This is a genomic window from Rickettsiales bacterium Ac37b (genome assembly GCA_000746585.2).
Lineage (GTDB): Bacteria > Pseudomonadota > Alphaproteobacteria > Rickettsiales > Arcanibacteraceae > Ac37b.
Genome location: CP009217.2, coordinates 781,235 through 800,762, shown reverse-complemented (window position 1 = coordinate 800,762; position 19,528 = coordinate 781,235). Strand labels below are relative to the sequence as shown.

The 19,528-nt window shown below is 31.2% G+C and carries 17 protein-coding genes; 11 read left to right on the top strand and 6 right to left on the bottom strand.

Annotated features, from left to right (window positions below):
* Positions 1–222: 222 nt before the first annotated feature.
* On the top strand, positions 223–876 hold the full coding sequence (locus tag NOVO_04010) for a cobyrinic acid a,c-diamide synthase (GenBank protein ID AIL65185.1): 654 nt from the start codon (positions 223–225) through the stop codon (positions 874–876).
* Between the two features lie 42 nt (positions 877–918).
* Here NOVO_04010 and NOVO_04005 read toward each other — a convergent pair whose 3' ends face one another.
* The 5 genes from NOVO_04005 to NOVO_03985 form a co-directional block, all read right to left on the bottom strand.
* The gene (locus NOVO_04005; protein AIL65184.1) at positions 919–1,287 is read right to left on the bottom strand and encodes a hypothetical protein; all 369 of its coding nucleotides are present in this window, start codon (positions 1,285–1,287) and stop codon (positions 919–921) included.
* 68 nt (positions 1,288–1,355) lie between these two features.
* Positions 1,356–2,708, bottom strand: a complete 1,353-nt coding sequence (locus NOVO_04000) for a hypothetical protein (GenBank protein ID AIL65183.1) — start codon at positions 2,706–2,708, stop codon at positions 1,356–1,358.
* Positions 2,709–2,749: 41 nt separating this feature from the next.
* Positions 2,750–3,058 carry a hypothetical protein gene (locus tag NOVO_03995; protein AIL65182.1) on the bottom strand — a complete coding sequence of 103 codons (309 nt, stop codon included), beginning with the start codon at positions 3,056–3,058 and terminating at the stop codon, positions 2,750–2,752.
* Positions 3,059–3,210: 152 nt separating this feature from the next.
* Positions 3,211–3,603 (bottom strand): Transposase, encoded by a 393-nt coding sequence (locus tag NOVO_03990; GenBank protein AIL65181.1) that lies wholly within the window; start codon positions 3,601–3,603, stop codon positions 3,211–3,213.
* A gap of 69 nt (positions 3,604–3,672) precedes the next feature.
* The gene (locus tag NOVO_03985; protein AIL65180.1) at positions 3,673–4,953 is read right to left on the bottom strand and encodes a hypothetical protein; all 1,281 of its coding nucleotides are present in this window, start codon (positions 4,951–4,953) and stop codon (positions 3,673–3,675) included.
* A 145-nt stretch (positions 4,954–5,098) separates the two neighbouring features.
* Here NOVO_03985 and tdcB point away from each other — a divergent pair, with 145 nt between their 5' ends.
* The 9 genes from tdcB (at position 5,099) to NOVO_03940 (ending at position 15,928) form a co-directional block, all read left to right on the top strand.
* Positions 5,099–6,115, top strand: a complete 1,017-nt coding sequence (gene tdcB / locus NOVO_03980; GenBank protein ID AIL65179.1) for an L-threonine dehydratase catabolic TdcB — start codon at positions 5,099–5,101, stop codon at positions 6,113–6,115.
* The gene (gene ispB, locus NOVO_03975) at positions 6,105–7,100 is read left to right on the top strand and encodes an Octaprenyl-diphosphate synthase (protein ID AIL65178.1); all 996 of its coding nucleotides are present in this window, start codon (positions 6,105–6,107) and stop codon (positions 7,098–7,100) included. Before tdcB ends, ispB begins: the two co-directional genes overlap by 11 nt.
* Before the next feature lie 165 nt (positions 7,101–7,265).
* Complete coding sequence (gene mnmA / locus NOVO_03970) at positions 7,266–8,363, top strand: tRNA-specific 2-thiouridylase mnmA (GenBank protein AIL65177.1); 1,098 nt, start codon at positions 7,266–7,268, stop codon at positions 8,361–8,363.
* A 398-nt stretch (positions 8,364–8,761) separates the two neighbouring features.
* The gene (locus NOVO_03965) at positions 8,762–10,159 is read left to right on the top strand and encodes an amino acid permease (protein AIL65176.1); all 1,398 of its coding nucleotides are present in this window, start codon (positions 8,762–8,764) and stop codon (positions 10,157–10,159) included.
* A 1-nt stretch (position 10,160) separates the two neighbouring features.
* Positions 10,161–11,552 (top strand): amino acid permease, encoded by a 1,392-nt coding sequence (locus NOVO_03960; GenBank protein AIL65175.1) that lies wholly within the window; start codon positions 10,161–10,163, stop codon positions 11,550–11,552.
* A gap of 61 nt (positions 11,553–11,613) precedes the next feature.
* Entirely contained in the window at positions 11,614–12,633 is a 1,020-nt protein-coding gene (gene acoA / locus NOVO_03955) for an Acetoin:2,6-dichlorophenolindophenol oxidoreductase subunit alpha (protein ID AIL65174.1), read from the top strand.
* A 2-nt stretch (positions 12,634–12,635) separates the two neighbouring features.
* Positions 12,636–13,619, top strand: a complete 984-nt coding sequence (gene pdhB, locus NOVO_03950) for a Pyruvate dehydrogenase E1 component subunit beta (protein ID AIL65173.1) — start codon at positions 12,636–12,638, stop codon at positions 13,617–13,619.
* A gap of 11 nt (positions 13,620–13,630) precedes the next feature.
* The gene (gene pdhC, locus NOVO_03945) at positions 13,631–14,902 is read left to right on the top strand and encodes a Dihydrolipoyllysine-residue acetyltransferase component of pyruvate dehydrogenase complex (protein AIL65172.1); all 1,272 of its coding nucleotides are present in this window, start codon (positions 13,631–13,633) and stop codon (positions 14,900–14,902) included.
* A gap of 90 nt (positions 14,903–14,992) precedes the next feature.
* Positions 14,993–15,928: a hypothetical protein gene (locus tag NOVO_03940; GenBank protein AIL65171.1), complete on the top strand. Its 936-nt coding sequence runs from the start codon at positions 14,993–14,995 to the stop codon at positions 15,926–15,928.
* 346 nt (positions 15,929–16,274) lie between these two features.
* On the opposite strand, the gene pleD_2 is transcribed toward NOVO_03940, so the two are convergent.
* Complete coding sequence (gene pleD_2, locus NOVO_03935; protein AIL65170.1) at positions 16,275–17,648, bottom strand: Response regulator PleD; 1,374 nt, start codon at positions 17,646–17,648, stop codon at positions 16,275–16,277.
* Positions 17,649–18,197: 549 nt separating this feature from the next.
* Here pleD_2 and ctpB point away from each other — a divergent pair.
* Positions 18,198–19,508 (top strand): Carboxy-terminal processing protease CtpA precursor, encoded by a 1,311-nt coding sequence (gene ctpB, locus NOVO_03930; GenBank protein ID AIL65169.1) that lies wholly within the window; start codon positions 18,198–18,200, stop codon positions 19,506–19,508.
* Positions 19,509–19,528: the final 20 nt, after the last annotated feature.

Here is a 19,528-nt window from a genome sequence, read left to right as displayed (position 1 = left end):
ATACAAGCGATACAATAAAACTTAAGAAAGTTTGATCTGAATCTTGCATACATTAATTACAATATGTCTTTATTTCTAGCAAATCTTTTTTATAAACTATTTTGCTTACGTAATAAATACCTTTCTTTATAATTTAAGTTAAGATTATTTTAACGGCTTTCTTATAAATTAATAATAGTTTTAAGATTGAATATCTGCTCACATATATTTAAAGGAGCCGAAATGGTACAAATTATTACTATAGCCCAGCAAAAAGGCGGATCAGGTAAAACTACTATTGCTGCACATCTTGCTATATCTTTAATATATAACAATAGCAGTGTAGCATTAATTGACATTGATCCCCAGAATAGCTTATCTACTTGGTATGCTCAAAGGCATAAATATTCTGGTGCGAATTCTAATTTACATTTAACAACTACCAGTGGGTGGCGTATAAGTAGTGAATTAGCTAGATTAAAACAAATCTACGATTTTATTATTATAGATAGTCCACCTCATATTGCTACAGAAACAAAAACAGCGATGAGAGCTGCGGATTTAGTAATTATACCTGTACAACCTACACCCACTGATATATGGGCTACACAAGCTACAGTGGAGATATCTAATAAAGAACGCAAATCTTTTGTTACTCTATTAAACAGAGTAGCTCCTAATTCAAAACTTCTGCAAAAGCTTGGGCCTTCTTTACCAAATTTATTACAAAATTATATAGGAAATAGGGTAGCATTCGCTTCATCTATGCTTGAAGGAAAATGCGTACTTGAAACAGAACCTAACAGCATCGCTGCAAGAGAAATAGAGAATATAGTAACGGAGCTATCTTTAGGCTTCTTTAATAAAGCAGTCCTACCTTCATATGAATTAGCTTAATCTATAGATAAGCTAGATATCTATGTGAGAGGTTTATAAAAATTACCTTTGATTTTGCTGTTCAGTATTTTGCTTGTTATCAGGAATGTATTTTTTCACAAACTCGGTTTTTTGAGCATAAAATTTCTCTCTATGTTCTGGATTCGATTTTGCTAATGACGAGAAAAACTGTCTTCCTTTTTCAAAAATATTTACTCCAACTACTTCAGCAGGTTTTTTCTCACTTAATTTCTGAAGGAAGTCTTGTTTCATGTTATCCATTATTTCAATAGCATGAGTTTTTTCTGTAGGTGTTAAATTAAAATTTTTTTTATCAGAAATTTTATCTAATATCTCTCCTAATACCTCTCTAGACATGTGTAATGCTTCTGATAATTTTTTGCTGCTTAAAGCTAAAATCAAACCTATCATTACTAATTTTAATAACCTTAGCGATGCTATTGATTATGGCTTCTCTATGCCATTCTCAACTTAATTGACTATATAGTAGCTCCATGAAAATTAGGCGCTCCTGTGAAATTTACATGTTTAAAAGAAGTATTTAATATGGTACTATTTTGGAAAGAAATATTATTTAAAGTGCTATCTGAAAAATTAAATCCTTTTATATCTGCATTACTAAAATCTATATTAGGTAACGTTTGAGAAGATAGATTACGTGATCTTAATGTGTAAATTAGCTTTTTAGTATCGTAATTAAGCACATTAGCAGATTTTTCTATCTCTGCTGCTCGCTTTATAAGCCTTTCAGTGATAGGTATTTTTTTATCCATAAATTTATGTGTATTATCAGGGTGCAAAACATTTGGATCGAATGAAGGTGTGCTCTGACGACTTTCATGTAAAATAGCTTGTAGATTAGTTTGAACTTCATGGTTTATTTTACTACTACTTCTAAATAATGAAAAAATATTAATATTGATAAAGTTCTTAAAGGCTTGTCTTAATATATCTCTAACATTTGAATCTTTAAGTAATGGAATAGCGTTTAGTATAGCACGTATATAATTACCTTGTATGTAATGATTACCAATGTTAAGCAATCTTTCATTATTATCTCTAACAATAGCTATAATTTGTTTACTATTAATATCTAAATATTCAGTAAGGATTCCTTCTTGGCTCATAGCATTTTTTAATATTAAATCTATACTGCTATGATGTTTTTCAAAAAATTCTGATAGATCTTGAAAAAGTAAATCTTGAGAATTATATTTCTTTATAAGACTTGAAAACTGATTAATACCATTAAGCAAAATTTGATTTTTTTCTTTATCATAAGTGTTAAGTTGCTTATATATAGAATTTATTTTGCTCTCATTCTTGGGGGCTGCTTTTTGAAGAGATAGTAGAGTTTCATTAAGACTCAGGATTTTATTATCTAGCATTTGAAATTTATATACTGTACTTAGAATGGACATAATTTCAGAATCATCACGTACCAAGTTTGCAGATACAGCTTCTGATAATCTAGATAACATTAATATACTATCTTTAAAGATTTCACCTGCATTATCTACGCCTATTAATGTAATCTGTAGAGGTTTATAATTTAACTCTTTTATTTGAGTATTGAGTAAAGTTTCAAAAGTTGGTGTTATAGCATCAGCAATATCTTGTATTATAAAGCTATTTTGATGTAATAACTTGGCAGAAGTATTCAGTAATATTTCTGCTTCTTGCTGCTTATATTTGAGTAAAATGTTATCAAATTGAAGCTCATTAACTTGAGATCCAGAAATATTGATTGTTTCCTGCCATTCTCGAGGCAAGCGCTTTATAGATTCTGTAATTTGATTATAAAAATCTTGAGGATTAATTGTAATAGGCATGGTACTAAGGGTTAGAGCTAATTCTTGTTTAATATAGTCAATTAAGTTGAGAATGGCATAGAGAAGCCATAATCAATAGCATCGCTAAGGTTATTAAAATTAGTAATGATAGGTTTGATTTTAGCTTTTAAATGAGCCCAATATTTTTCAATTGGGTTGAGATCAGGAGAGTAAGGTGGTAAGAATAAAAGTTTACAGCCTATATCTTCTATTAAATTCCTAGTTCTAGCTGACTTATGGAACGTTGCATTATCAAGTATTACAACTTGACCAAATCTTAGTTCGGGCACCAAACACTGACTAACCCACTCGTTAAAAACTTCTGTATTACATGTGCCCTTGAAACACATTGGCGCAATAATTTTCTTCCCAACCTTACCTGCAATAAAGCTTTCTCGATCATGTTTTTTACCTGAGATATCACCATAAACTTTACTTCCTCTGAGACTGTATCCCCAAGAATAGTACAAATAGCTATCAATTCCACTCTCATCAATATAAACTATATCTTCCGCTTTATAGTTTGCGATAGCTGCCAAAAATAATTGCCGTTTTGCTTCATCCCGTTCACGATAGAGTGTGGTCTTTTTTTTCGTGTGATCCCCAAAGTCTTGAATGCCAAACAGATAGCAGCTGTAGACACATTAAAAACCTTTGCAAAATCAGATAATAGCCAATTGCTGTTTTTAGACACCTCGTTTAATAATTTGATTGGATCAAGCTTCTTCCATGGCTTAGCTGCTCGTGTGGCTGCTAAATTCCCGGATTTCGATCTCGATAACCATCTATAAATTGTTCTTTCACCTATGCCAAAAATTCTTGCAGCTTCTTCTCTGGTATAACCTTTATTAACATAGTGAATTACTTTTTTACGTAAATCTAAGGAATATGCCATTGCTTCTACTGTTTTGGGTTTATGAGCTTTTTAATATATCATATATCATGTCTTTATCAACTTAATTTACTATATATTTACCTTGTTATCATTTTTTTTAAAGATAGCTATTAATTTAGGGTTGGAGAAAATTTCTTTAATATATTCTATAAGTTTATTAATAAATTCCGAAAGTTTATTATTGATTTGTTTATCAGCTATTGTTCCTTCCTTACTGCTTATTATGGACTGGATAGCACTATTTAAAAATTTTGTATCGGCTTTATGTTCTAGTTTTCTAAATTTTAAATTATTCTGGCCAGTAAAAAAACTAGGATTATCTAAAACTAATTGTTTGATCCTCTCTTGATCAAATTTATATTGTCCTTTTTCATCTTTGCTAATGGCTAAATCCAGTTTTATTTGGGTAGATAGATTCTTTATAGAGACTTGTCTATTAATCATTTTTGTTGATAAATAATCACCTATTTTATCTAGGCTAATATTTTCTTCTTTCTTTAATGACATTCCTATACGTCGTGCAAAACTTTCTATTCCTTGATTATCATAAAATTTTCCTACTTCGTTTAAACTCTGTTTAATATTTTGTTTAATTTCTTTTGTAGGCACTGCTGCAACTTTATCTAAAGCGTCTGTAAAATAGTTCGATATATATAATTTTCTATTATCAACGCTATAATCCCAAAAGTGATTGGTTGGTTTGCCTGGTATTAAATATTTTGTATGACCAAATAAGCTTATTTCATCTGCTATATTATGAAAAGCCCATCCAAAATCTAGAGTGACTGTAGAATCTATTTTACCGTGTTTATTGCGTGTAACTCCTAAATTACCCCAGTGTATATCTCTATTTTCGTGCCACAGCGTTGCAGCAAGTATATCTTCAAGTCCATAATTATGTTCTTTCGTTGCTTGTACCTTATTAATTATTTCAGATACTTTATCTGAATGTAATAATTTAGTAAATTTAGGTCTTTCTGAAAAACCTGCTTCTTTAAACAAATCAGTAAAGTTATTAAAGAATACTGAACCTATATATACATTACTGCTGAAACCATTAGTATTTTTTTCTGTTGTATCAGTATTTTGATCCCATTTTGCTAAAAAACAATCTGCTGCTTTATTAGTAGTTAATTTATAGAGCTGTGATGCAACATATTCAGAAATTATTTCACCATCTTCTCGTCCTTGTTTAAATAAGATAGTAGTTTTTGTACCATTATGTTCTAATTGATATATTCCACCATGGGTACCACTGTCTGTGGCTCCTCCAGATTTTTCTCCCATTTTGGTATAATCTCTTATGTAAGGAGAATGACGACTTACTTGCGTATTGTTTTTTATCTTCATTTTTGTGCCAATTTTATATTAATAATGCTTTTATATTGATATTTTTTCACGTAATATCTGAACTGTAAAATCTATCATAATCAAACATGATTAATATTTTAATAACAAATTCTGTTTTTTTTGAATTATTTATATATAGCTCCTTATGTTGTCTGTAACCGTAATTGAAGAAGCCTATAACCGTATTAAAGGATATTTACATAGAACACCAATTCTGTATTCAACCTTTTTAAACCATTTATTAGGTAGTAATATATTTTTTAAAGCTGAAGCTTTACAAAAAGTAGGTTCTTTTAAAGTACGAGGTGCTTTAAATACCCTTTTAGCATTAAATGAACAGGGTGATTTACCTAAACAAGTAGTAGCTTTTAGTTCGGGTAATCACGCTCAGGCAGTGGCATGGGCTGCAAAAATTCTGGATATAGAGTCTACTATATATATGTCTCCTAATTCATCTTTATTAAAACGTCAAGCTACGAAATCCTATGGTGCTAATGTTATGGTGGCATCTTCTAGAATCGAAGCAGAAGAGAGAGCAAAAGAATATACTGATAAAAATGCATATTTTATTCATCCTTCTAATAATGATTATATTATTGCAGGAGCAGGGACTGCTTGTTTTGAAGCATTACAAGATATTCCTACTAATATAGATGCAATTTTTGCTCCTTGTGGAGGAGGAGGTTTGTTATCAGGCACATACTTAGCTGTTCAAAAATTAGCTCCCGGGGTTAATGTATATGGGGCTGAACCAATAGAAGCTAATGATGCAAGTAAGTCTCTGAAACTAGGGAATATAATTAAATTTCAAGATGAGCCCTCTACGATAGCGGATGGTGCTAGAACTTTAGCTGTTTCAGATAAGACTTTTGAGTATTTAAAGAATTTATCTGGTATATATGAAATTACTGAACCAGAGATAATTTATTGGACATGTTGGTTAATGCATTTACTTAAAGTTATGTGTGAACCTACAAGTGCTTTATCTATGGCTGCTGCAGTACACTGGTTAAAAACTCAGAAGCCCGGTAAAAACTTGTTAGTTATATTATCAGGTGGTAATATAGATCATTATACGTTTAATAACTTATGGAAACAAAATTATTTAGATATTTTACCTAATTTAGATATAGATCAAATCATAAATAAAGATGCATTATAAAGAAAAAATTGATAAATCACAAAACTTACGTCACTTAGTATTAGAGGATTTACAAGGTGTTGATAAGCTTATAGCCAGTTCTTTGCAAGGTAAAGAAGCCCTTATATTATTGCTTGCTAATCATTTGATGTCTGCTGGAGGAAAAAGACTCCGTACTATATTAGCGCTTGCTTCAGCAAAGTTATGTAATTATACAGGTGAGTATCATATTTTTATAGCAGCTGCTATAGAATTTATTCATGCTGCTACTTTATTGCATGATGATGTAGTGGATGAAAGCAACTTACGTAGAGGCGTTCCTACGGCCAATAGTACGTGGGGTAACAAAGCAAGTATTTTAGTTGGAGATTATTTTCTTGGTCAAGCCTTTCGTTGGCTTGTTGATAGTCAATCTATGAGAGCATTAGAGATATTGTCTGATACTTCTACTATTATTGCTGAAGGTGAAGTTATGCAGCTAGATAATATGAATAATGTGGCATTATCAGTAGAAAAATATTTGGAAATTGTAAAAGCTAAAACAGCAGCTCTTTTTGCTGCTTCTTGTCAGGTAGGAGCTGTAATTGCAAATAGACCAGTAGAAGAAGAAAGTGCTTTATACAATTTTGGTTTAAATTTAGGCATAGCTTTTCAAATAATGGATGATATTCTAGATTATAATTCTAATCAAAATCAGCTAGGTAAAGCTATTGGTGATGATTTTCGAGAGGGAAAAATGACGTTGCCTGCTATTATAGCATATAATTTTGGTACTAAAGAGGAGCAATTATTTTGGCATAGAACAATTGTACAGTTAGATCAAAATTCTTCTGATTTAGAAATGGCAATAAATTTAGTACATAAATATAATAGCATAGATTTAAGTATAGAGTGCGCGGGAGTATATATAGATAATGCTTGTAGTTCTATAAATATATTCCAAGATTCAGCAATGAAATCTGCATTGGTTAATCTATCAAAAAACTCTTTGCAAAGGTTGTATTAATTTTTATTAGCAATTTAAATTAATTTTTGATATATTCAAGACTTTCTTACACGGTTATATATTAATTTGGTTGCTTATATTTAAGTAAAAAGAGTTTTTACCACTTTAAAGAGGGATATCCAAATTAGATAATAGCTTATTTAGGTATATAAAATAATTTGTATTATGTTAGAAATTAATAAAGAACCAAACGATACAAAAGTTGTAGTTGCTATGTCCGGAGGGGTTGATAGTTCAACTGTTGCCGCATTATTATGTGATAAAGGATATCAAGTTATAGGTATTACTTTACAACTTTATAATACTCCCATTTCAAATACTAAGACCAAAACTTGTTGTGCTGGTCAAGATATACATGATGCTAAAATGGTAGCAAATAAGCTGGGTATACCTCATTATGTGTTAAATTACGAATCAATTTTTCAGCAAGAAGTTATTGAAGATTTTGCGAATAGCTATTTAGAAGGGGAAACTCCTATCCCCTGTGTGCGCTGTAATCAAACAGTAAAGTTTCGTGATTTATTAAAAGTTGCAAAAGATCTAAATGCAGATGCTTTAGTTACAGGCCATTATGTAAGACGTAAAAAAGGTATAAATGGTGCAGAACTATATAAAGCTGTAGATCCAAGTCGTGATCAAAGTTATTTTCTTTTTGCAACAACTCAAGAACAATTAGAGTTTTTACATTTTCCTTTAGGAGAGTTACATAAATCTGAAACAAGAAGATTAGCAGAATTTTATGGACTAAATGTAGCTAATAAGCCAGATAGCCAAGATATATGTTTTGTAGCTAATAGCACGTACAATAATATTATAGAAAGGCTGAAGCCAGGTGCAGCTGAAGAAGGGGATATTGTTCATGTTGATGGTAGAGTTTTAGGAAAGCATAAAGGTATAATCCATTATACTGTTGGACAAAGGAGAGGTTTAGGTATTGCGAGTTCTGATCCGTTATATGTTGTAAAAATTGATGCTTTAAATAAAAGAGTAGTTGTTGGTGATGAATCACATTTGTCTACAGTTTCATTTATTATTAAAGAAGTAAATTGGTTAGAAGATCTGTATAATATAGGGGAAGTAACTGTAAAGGTTAGATCTTCTCATGTAGGTGTCCAAGCTAAGATAGAGATAATGGATAATCATTTGGCGAAAGTAACATTATTAACACCTGAGCGTGCTATAGCTCCAGGTCAAGCTTGTGTTATATATGATAATGATAAAGTGCTGGGAGGTGGATGGATTACTAAGGACATTTTTATATAGCAAAATTTAGGAAATACAAATATAGAAAAATTTTTGTACAGAAAGAATTATTATGTGTTGCTGCTAAACTTGCCTAAATTTAATATTATTCAACATAAAAAATGTTATATTTTTCTATATTTGTATTCTATTTCCTAAAAAACATTGATTTTTGCAAAAGTCTGATATATTACGAGCACAATATTATAGCTAATAAAAGGATATTATAAAAAGACTATTAGCTTTTTATATATAGTAAATTAAGTTGAATTCGGGATCGAGTGAGCTCAAAGCTCTCCTACTGTTTGTAAGCTTCGCTTATCGTTGAGTCCCGAATACAACTTAATTTACTATATTTAAGTAATCCTTAATAAAAGCGTGTAAGTATAGCTATAATCAACAAGCTAAAAGGAGAAATAATGAAATTATTTAATACGCAAAATATTAAATCTATACGTGAATTATCTAGTAATAATTCTAAGATGGATAAGACTTTAGGTCCTATAGATTTGTTATTATTAGGTGTAGGTGCAGTAATAGGTACGGGTATTTTTGTATTAACGGGTATAGCATCACAATATTCTGGCCCTGCTTTGTTTTTTTCTTTTTTAATTAGTGCTGTGGTCTGCATGTTTGTTGCTTTGGTATATACTGAAGTTGCAGCTATGATCCCTACTTCAGGGAGTGTATATACCTATTCTTATGTAGCGCTAGGTGAAATTTTTGCCTGGATTAGTGCATGTCTATTAATTTTAGAATTTTCTGTGGGTGCAATGACTGTTGCTGTTGGATGGTCTAGCTATATGGTAGAGATATTAAGGCAGGGTGGGATTGAATTACCTGTTATGTTCACAACTCCTTATTTTGGTGGAGGAATGATTAACTTGCCTGCAGTGATTATATCCCTATTTTTGACTTTTATTTTAGTACGAGGCACTCAAACAGGTGCTTTAATTAATAATACTTTAGTAGCTGTTAAATTATTAGCAATATTTATATTCCTTATTATTGCAGCACCGCATTTTTCTTTAAATAATTGGGATGATTTTACACCTTTTGGTGTAAACGGTGTAATCAAAGCGGCGGCAGTAGTATTACTAGCCTATACTGGTTTTGATTCTTTGGCTACTACAGTTGAAGAATGTAAAAATCCAAAACGTGATATTACTATTGGTTTAATAGGATCTTTGGTAGTATGTGCTATATTATATATGGCGGTAGCAGCGATGCTAACAGGTATAGTTCCTTATAGTGAATTAAATAATGCTAAACCTTTGGCATATGCTTTAAAGAGAAATGGTAGCAATATTGGTTCTGCCTTGGTTGCAGTTGGAGGTATGGCCGGAATGACTACTGTGATTCTAGTAAATATTTATGCTCAATCACGAGTTTTGTTTGTTATGTCTCGTGATGGACTGTTACCGGGAGTTTTTTCAAAATTACATACTAAATATCATACACCATATCTAAGTGTTATAGTTGTAGGTATAGTAGTATCTATCATTGCTGGTCTTGTGCCTATAAATGTTTTAAGTAGTTTGGCAAGTATGGGAACTTTATCTATATTTATTATAGCATCAATAGTTGTTGTAGTACTTAGAAAACAATATCCAGATATAGAGCGTCCTTTTAAATGTCCTGTAGTATATTTAATTAGTATACTTTCTATTGTATGTTGCGGTTATTTATTTCTCCAACTCATTCCTGAAGCAGGCATATACTATATAATATGGTTATTTATAGGTTTAATTTTATATTTTATATGTAAATTGAAATGCAGCAGAGTAGATATAAAGAATATGTTGGAATCAAAATAATATGAATTTATTTAGAATTAAAAATATTCATGCAGTGCAAGAGGTAAATTCTGCTCATACTTTAAAAAAAAGTTTAGGGGAGCTTGATATATTATTAATGGGAATTGGAGCTGTTGTAGGTACGGGTGTTTTTGTAATGACAGGAGTTACAGCTGCGCAATATACAGGTCCTGCGATTATGTTATCTTTTTTATTTGCAGGAATATCTTCAATTTTTGTAGCGCTTGCCTATATTGAGATTGCTGCTATGGTGCCTACATCTGGTAGTGTTTATAATTATGCTTATATTTCTTTAGGAGAAATAATAGCTTGGATTGTAGGATGGAATATACTACTTGAATATACTGTATCAGCAACTACTATTGCTGCTGGTTGGTCAGGGTATATTGTAGGTATTTTGGAAGCTGTAAATATACATTTACCTCATGCTTTAATAACAGTACCTGCCCATGGAGGTATTATTAATATACCGGCTATTATTATATGTTTCTTTGTATCAATGCTGCTTATACTTGGCACAAGGGAAAGTGCAAAATTAAATGGTGTACTAGTAATGGTAAAATTAGGTGCAATTTTTATATTTCTGGTATTATCAGCTCCACATTTTGAGTTACGGAATTGGGATAATTTTTTACCTTTTGGGATGCAGGGTGTATTAACAGGAGCTGCTACAATTTTTTTTGCTTTTACCGGATTTGACCTTTTATCAACAGCTACGGAAGAATGCAAAAATCCAAAACGTGACATAGTTATAGGTTTGATAGGTTCTTTATTGGTATGTACTTTGGTCTATGTATTGGTTGGAGGTATGTTAACTGGTATTGTACCTTATGATGAACTAAATAATGCAGAGCCCCTTGCTTCTGCGATGCGTAAAAATGGAAGTAACATAGGTTCTGCACTTGTAGCAACAGGGGCATTAGCGGGTATGACTACTGTGTTAATTGTACAACTATATGCTCAATCGAGATTACTTTTCTTTATGTCTAGAGATGGCATGTTACCTTCTATATTTAGTAAATTTCATCATAAATATAAAACTCCGTATTTGAGTAATATTATTATAGGTCTTATAGTATCTTTAATTGCTGGGCTGACACCGATTGAAATTATGGGTAATTTAGCTAGTACTGGTACCTTAATACAATATATAACTGTCTCTATTATTGTGCTTTATATGCGTAATAAACGTCCTAATATAGAACGTCCCTTTAAATGCCCTTATGTTTATATTATAGCACCACTTGCTATAATATTATGTGTATTTTTAATATATCATTTACTATCTTATGCGACATTAGTATTTATATTTTGGGGAATTTTAGGATTAGTGATATATTTTATTTATAGTTATCAAAATAGTCAGCTCTATAGAGCAAAAAATAATACTTGATAATTAAGCGCTTTAACTATAATTTTCCAAATTGGTATAAATTCTTGAGAGCAAGCTAAATATGACCAAAACTAATCAACAAAAGACTAAAGCAATAAAGAAAGAAACTTTATCTGCATCAAAGCTTACAAAATTATATACAGATATGCTACTCATTAGGCGTTTTGAAGAAAAAGTTGGCCAGATGTATGGTATGGGATTAATAGGCGGCTTTTGTCATCTTTATATAGGTCAAGAAGCTGTAGTTGTTGGTATGCAAGATGTACTTAAAAAAGGCGATGCAGTAGTTACAAGTTATCGAGATCATGGCCATATTTTAGTTGCAGGTATAGATCCTAAATTAGTGATGGCAGAATTGATGGGTAAAGCTACGGGTTGTTCACGCGGGAAAGGTGGATCAATGCATATGTTTGATATAGAAAATAATTTTTATGGCGGGCATGGCATAGTAGGTGCACAAGTACCTATAGGTACAGGGGTAGCTTTTGCAATGAAATATAAGGGTTCTGATAATATTAGTTTGGCTTATTATGGCGATGGTGCTGCACATCAGGGGCAAGTGTATGAATCTTTTAATATGGCTAAATTATGGAATTTACCTATTATATATATATTAGAAAATAATGAATATGCGATGGGTACTTCAGTTGCACGTAGTACTTCAGTTACCGATTTATATAAACGTGGAGAATCATTTGGTATACCTGGTATAAGGGTAGACGGTATGGATATATTTTCAGTACGTAAGGCTGGAGAGGAAGCCGTAGAATATGTGAGAAGTGGCAAAGGGCCAATATTACTTGAAATGAAAACCTATCGTTATCGGGGACATTCTATGTCAGATCCTGCTACCTATCGTTCAAAGGAAGAGGTATCTTGTGTACGTGAGCAACATGATCCTATTAATACTTTAAAACAACATATGTTAGATAATAAAATCTGTGTAGAAGAAAAATTTAAAGATATTGAAAAAGAAATAAAAGATATTGTAAATGAAGCAGTGGAGTTTGCTAAAAATAGTCCTGAACCAGATAATAGTGAGCTTTATACAGATGTTTATAGCAATAATGAGTTGAGGTAATTATGAAGCATATTACTGTACGTGAAGCTTTACGTGATGCTATGGCAGAAGAGATGCGTAAAAATCCTGATGTACTAATCATGGGAGAAGAAGTAGCTGAATACCAAGGGGCTTATAAGGTTACGCAAGGTTTGCTTAGTGAATTTGGTGATAAACGTGTAATTGATACTCCAATAACTGAACATGGTTTTACAGGGCTGGGAGTTGGAGTTGCCTTTGCAGGATTAAGACCTATTGTAGAGTTTATGACTTTTAATTTTGCTATGCAAGCTATAGACCAAATTATAAATTCTGCTGCTAAAACACGTTATATGTCTGGTGGGCAACTTAAATGTCCTATAGTTTTTAGAGGTCCTAATGGTGCTGCTGCGCGAGTGGGAGCACAACATTCGCAATGTTATGCAAGTTGGTATAGTCATATACCTGGTTTAAAGGTTATATCTCCTTATTTTGCTTCAGATTTTAAAGGCTTATTAAAAGCAGCAATCAGAGATGATGATCCGGTAATTTTTTTAGAAAATGAAATTTTATATGGGCATAGTTTTGATGTGTCTGATGAAGAAATTATATTACCTATTGGTAAGGCAAGAGTAGTGAGAGACGGGCGTGATATTACTATTACAGCTTTTTCACTGCAAATGAAGTATGTTCTTGAGGCAGCTGAAATTTTGGCTAGCGAAAATATTAGTGTTGAAGTAATAGATTTACGTACTTTACGTCCTTTAGATACTGACACAATTCTTACCTCTGTGAAGAAGACTAATAGGTTACTTACAGTAGAAGAAGGGTGGGGTTTTGCAGGCATTGGTGCTACTATATCAGCAATTGTTATGGAACAAGCATTTGATTATCTAGATGCTCCTGTACATAGGGTATGTGCTAAGGATGTGCCGTTACCATATGCAGCTAATTTAGAAAAGATAGCACTTCCACAAACACAAGATATCGTAGATGCTGTGCGTATGATTTGTTATAAAAATAGATAAGGGAAATTATTATGCCTATAGAAGTATTGATGCCTGCACTTTCACCTACTATGACAGAAGGTAATTTATCTAAGTGGTTAAAACAAGAAGGAGATAAAGTATCTCCAGGTGATGTTATAGCAGAAATTGAAACTGATAAAGCTACTATGGAAGTAGAAGCAGTTGATGAAGGTATTTTAGGCAAAATATTAATACAAGCTGGTACTCAAGCTGTACCTGTTAATCAATTAATTGCTCTAATACTTGAAGAAGGAGAAGAGGCTTCAATTTTAAATAGCTATAGTGCAAGTAGTTCTGTACTTGCTGTAGATACCAAAAGTAATGAATCTGTTACTATTACACAGTCAAATATAAGTGTAAATACTGTTTCAGCGAATATTACTGATACAAAAAGAACTTTTGCTTCGCCTTTAGCGAAAAGATTAGCTAAAGAATTAAATGTAGATATTAATACAATTCAAGGTCACGGGCCTCATGGTAGAGTGATCAAAGATGATGTTTTAGAAGCTTCTAAAAATCCTGCGCTTGTCTCTTGTAGTTCAAAAGTACCTGTAGTTAATACATCAGGGTTATATAGAAATCCTGAGGAATATGTTAAAATTCCTAATGATAATATGCGTAAAGTTATTGCTAAAAGATTACTTGAATCTAAACAAACTATACCGCATTTTTATTTAAATATAGAATGTGAAATGAGTAAATTAATGACCTTGCGTCAGACATTAAATTCATCTACAGACAAAGAAAATCCTCTGTATAAACTCTCAGTAAATGATTTTATTATAAAGGCTGTAGCGCTTGCACTACGAGACATACCGAATGCTAATGCTTCTTGGAATGATGATGCTATTTTGAAATATAATAATATAGATGTGTCAGTAGCTGTAGCAACTCCGGGAGGGTTAATTACTCCAATAGTGCGAAATGCTGAGCAAAAATCTTTAATAACTATTTCTAATGAAATGAAGGATCTAATTGTAAGAGCACGAGCTAATAAATTAAAGCCAGAAGAATTTCAGGGCGGAAGTTTTACTATATCAAATTTAGGTATGTATAATATTAAGAATTTTAGTGCTATTATCAATCCTCCTCAAAGTTGTATTCTCGCTGTAGGTGCTACAAGTGAAAGAGCGGTGGTTAAAGATGGTTCTATAGTTGCTGAACATATTATGGATGTTACCTTATCTTGTGATCATAGGGTTGTAGATGGTGCGGTAGGTGCAGAATTCTTATCTGCATTTAAAAAATATGTTGAGCACCCAGAATTAGCACTTCTATATTAATTAATAGCTATAAAATAAAAGGATTGATTTATAAAGAAATTTTATATAAATATGTTATTTTAATAAGTAACTACAAAATACAGTATAAATGTGACTAAATATAGTTTTGAAAATATTATAGATAAAAATATACCTACATACACTCCACCAAGCCGTTCTATATGCCAATCTTTATTAAATGCTTTTACTACAACTCCAACTGTTCAAGCTCCTAGAGGTAAACATAAAAGCTATATATCGAGAGCATTAGACTATATATTAAAGCATGGAAAAGATTTATTAATATCGATTTCTAGCATGGCGTTTTTGATGTATTATACAAAATTTTCTTTAATGTTTGCGACATTCGCTACAGGTGCATTTCTATATGGTAGAGCTAATAAAATACCTTCATTAAAAGGTAGTATCTTAATAGGAACAAGTGTCTATAGTGCGTTAATTTATTCATTTATAAGAGGAGAACCTTTTTTAGCTGCAGGCCTAAGTTTAGCTTGTATTACTACACCTACAGTAACTCAAATAGCTGTTACTAATATGCTTAGCTATACCAAAGATATAACTATACCTAATCTGTTATATACTCCTATTGTATTATTAGCCAGTTTAGGTATCAAAACAAAAGTGAATAGTAATAATGAAGCACAAACTTTTAAAACGAGTTTAAAAACTAAAATAAAAGAAGTAATGAAAGATTCTAGCCTGAAAAATTTTGAGTCCATAGGTTCTAATTTTATGGAATCAGTAAGAAATTTTGGTGAGATATTTTTTAAGTTTTGGATAGATACTCCTTATACTATGATATATAATTATATTCTAGCTTACAGAAATTATGGTTTTGAACACATTACAAAAGATGATAACCAGATACCAGAGCATAAAGATATAATAATAGAAAAAAATGGTAAATGTTACGTAATTTCAGATGATAATACATTAGAAAAAGACTATGTAATTATTAGCAAAGGTACCTGGTCAGAAAAAATAGCAAATGAAAATAAAGGTACTTTTTGTTCACTGATAACTTAAGGTATATTCCTTATTTAAAGTACTATAATAAATTAACCTGTATTAGGTTCTGTGAAGTTTTCTAAAAACCATATTTTTTAGAAAACTTCACAGAACCTAGGAAAAAAGAAAAATTATACAATAGCTTGATATAAACTTTCACAAGCATTGATATTCTTCCTAATCCAGCTCTTCATTTTTGCCCAAAATTTTTCTATATAGTAAATTGATTTGAATTCGGGACGCAGTGAGCTCAAATCTCTTCTACTATTTGTAGGTTTCGCTTGTCGCTACTAGCCCCAAATACAACTTAATTTACTATATATCATAACTAAGAGTAAGTTAAAAAGCAGTTATAAAAAACTGTTTATGACATTATAACTACTTGATTTCTTCCTGATTCTTTGGCTTTATATAAACCTCTGTCTGCTCTATTAAAAATAGTTTCTGGATTATCGGAAGAGTCCATTAATGTAATACCTATACTAATAGTTTTACTAATGGGTTTATTATTTGTTGATATATGAAAATTATGCGATGCAACAGAATTTCTAATTCTTTCTGCTACTTCTTGTCCATCATGAAGGGTGGTATTTGGCATCATGATTACAAATTCTTCTCCACCATACCGGGCTACTAAGTCTGTTACACGTACATTTTGTAAAATACATTCTGCTAGCTGTTTTAATACTTCATCACCGGCAATATGGCCGTAGGTATCATTGACTTCTTTAAATAAATCTAAATCTACTATTAATATTACAAGTGGTTTATTAGTAGTACGCATTTCTTCAAGTAGGGTAACACAATGGGCGTCAAAATATCGTCTGTTATATAAGCCTGTTAATCCATCAGTTAAGGCCATATTTAGGCTTTTTTGATAATTAAATTTTAAAGCGTCTTGATATTTTTTACGTCTTAATTGAGTAATTACTCTTGCTAAGAGTTCATTACCTTCTACAGGCGTTACTAAATAATCATTTATACCCATATCTAAACCTTTAATCAAAATCTTTTTATCAGTTTCTCCGACTAAGATCAAAATAGGTAAGTGTCTAGTTTGCTCTTGACTTCTGATATGAGAACATAATCTTAATCCATCAAAATTATTTAATTGAGTACTCACAATAATTAAATCAAATTGTGTAGCAACTATTTGATCAAATGCAGTTGAAGGATCAGAAATAATTTCTATATAAAGATTAGCTATAGGTAATAATTTGCTAGAAATATGTTCAGCTTGAGCTATATCATCATCTACTATTACTATACGTGCTCCCGAGATGTCCATTAGGTTATTGGAGTTAGGATTGTTGAGTAATCCAAGATTAATACCTGTTTGACCTCTTAATCTTAGCTCATCTAGCATAATTTTGATACGTACTAAAGATTTTATACGTGCGAACAAGGCAGTGTCATTTATAGGTTTTGTTAAAAAATCATCTGCTCCAGCTTCTAATCCTCGTACTCTCATATCTAATTCATTTATTGCTGTAATCATTACTACAGGAATATGTGCAATTTTAGGATCTGATTTTAATTGCCTACATGTTTCAAAGCCGTCCATGTCAGGCATTGTAGAATCTAATAATATTATATCGATGGGATTTTCTTTTGCTACCTTAATGGCTTCGAAACCGCTACGTGCTGTCATAACATCATAATATTCTTGGATAAGTTTTGTTTCGAGGAGCTTTATATTAGGAAGTAAATCATCCACCACCAAAATAGTTGCACTCATTCATTATACCTTTTTAAATTCAAAATTTCTTTTAATCTTTGGTATTCTAATACCAAACAACTGTTTTTATTATATTCTGTTCTATATATAATCAATTTAATAAAATTATGCATCTAATATATTAATGAAAATTATAATTTAATATAGTACCAGAAAGCATTTTTTATAAAAAATACGATTAAAATCCATTATTTTATAAAAATGCTTTCTTAATTTGGATATAGGCATTATGGTATATTATAATCTTAATAGAGTAAAAAATAAGTTAATATTATTTTGTTTAATTGAAGTTTAAAAAATAGGTTATATTGGCTATATAATAATTTTTTCTCTATATTTTTATTACTTCAATTGATTGTAAATATTAATATAATAACCAGCTTTGTTACCATTTTAAATAATTTAATATAAAGAATATTATGAAATAAATTAAATCTATTACAAAGATTTATTTGGTGTATATAATAACAATATGGGTAGTTTAGGATTGACAGTAAATTTGGTAATAATATACTGGCATACTATAAAATTAATGTCTGATGAGTAGTTATGAAAAAAATGCGATTAAGTTTATTGGTGCTATGTATAGTGTGTTTTGCAGGGTTAGGTTCAACGTTAGCGCAAAAATCTTCTACAAATAACGTGGAAGCTATAAAATTATTAAGCTTGTATGGCGATGTACTTGAAAAAGTAAAAAAAGACTATGTAGTTGAAATCTCAGATAAAGATTTAATAGAAGCGTCTATTAATGGTATGTTATCTTCTTTAGATCCCCATTCTGGATATTTGGATGAGAAAAGCTTTGAAGAAATGAAAGTCCAAACTAAGGGGGAGTTTGGGGGTTTAGGCATGGAGGTAACAGTTGAAAATGGTTTTGTAAAAGTCATATCTCCTATAGATGATACTCCTGCCTTTCAAATAGGTATTAAAAATGGAGACTATATAATTAGTATTGATGACGAATCTGTAACTGGCATGACCTTGACTGAAGCGGTAAAAAAAATGCGAGGAAAAGCAGGTTCTAAAGTAAAATTGACTATTTTAAGAGAAGGGAATAGCGAACCTTTAGAATTTAATATAACAAGAAAAATTATAAAAGTTACGCCTGTTAAAACGAGGATAGAAGCTAATAATATAGGATATGTAAGAATAAATTCTTTTTCTGAGCAAACTGCTGAAGCTGTGAAAAATATATTAAATAAAATGAAGTCTGATATGAGTGGTAAATTACAAGGTATAGTTTTAGACTTACGTAATAATCCAGGCGGATTACTGAACCAAGCCATAGAAGTAACAGAGCTTTTTTTGGCCAGAGGAGAAATAGTTTCAACTAGAGGACGTAGTAAAGATAGTGTTATAAGGTATAATGCAAGTAATCGTGAAATTATTACAGGTATTCCTATAGTGGTGCTTATTAATGGTGGTTCAGCATCAGCCGCAGAAATTGTAGCAGGTGCATTACAAGATCATAAACGTGCAATAATTATGGGTACTAAATCTTTTGGTAAAGGATCTGTACAAAGTATTATTAATATACCGGAGTATGGAGCTATAAAGCTTACGACAGCACGATATTATACCCCTTCTGGTCGTTCTATTCAGGCAGAAGGTATAGTGCCTGATATATCAGTAGAGCCAGCAAAAATTGAGTTTATTGAAAAAAATGATACAGTCAGGTTATATTCAGAAGCTAAATTGCGGGGTCATTTACGTAATGAAAATGATAGTAATAAGCAGCTACAATCTATCGCTGTAGAAACCTCTGAAACTAAGAAGTCTTTATATGAACAAGATTATCAGCTAGCGCGTGCTATAGATTTATTGAAAGGTATGAATATTTTTAATCAGGCAATACATTAATATTAAAGTGTTATTTTTAG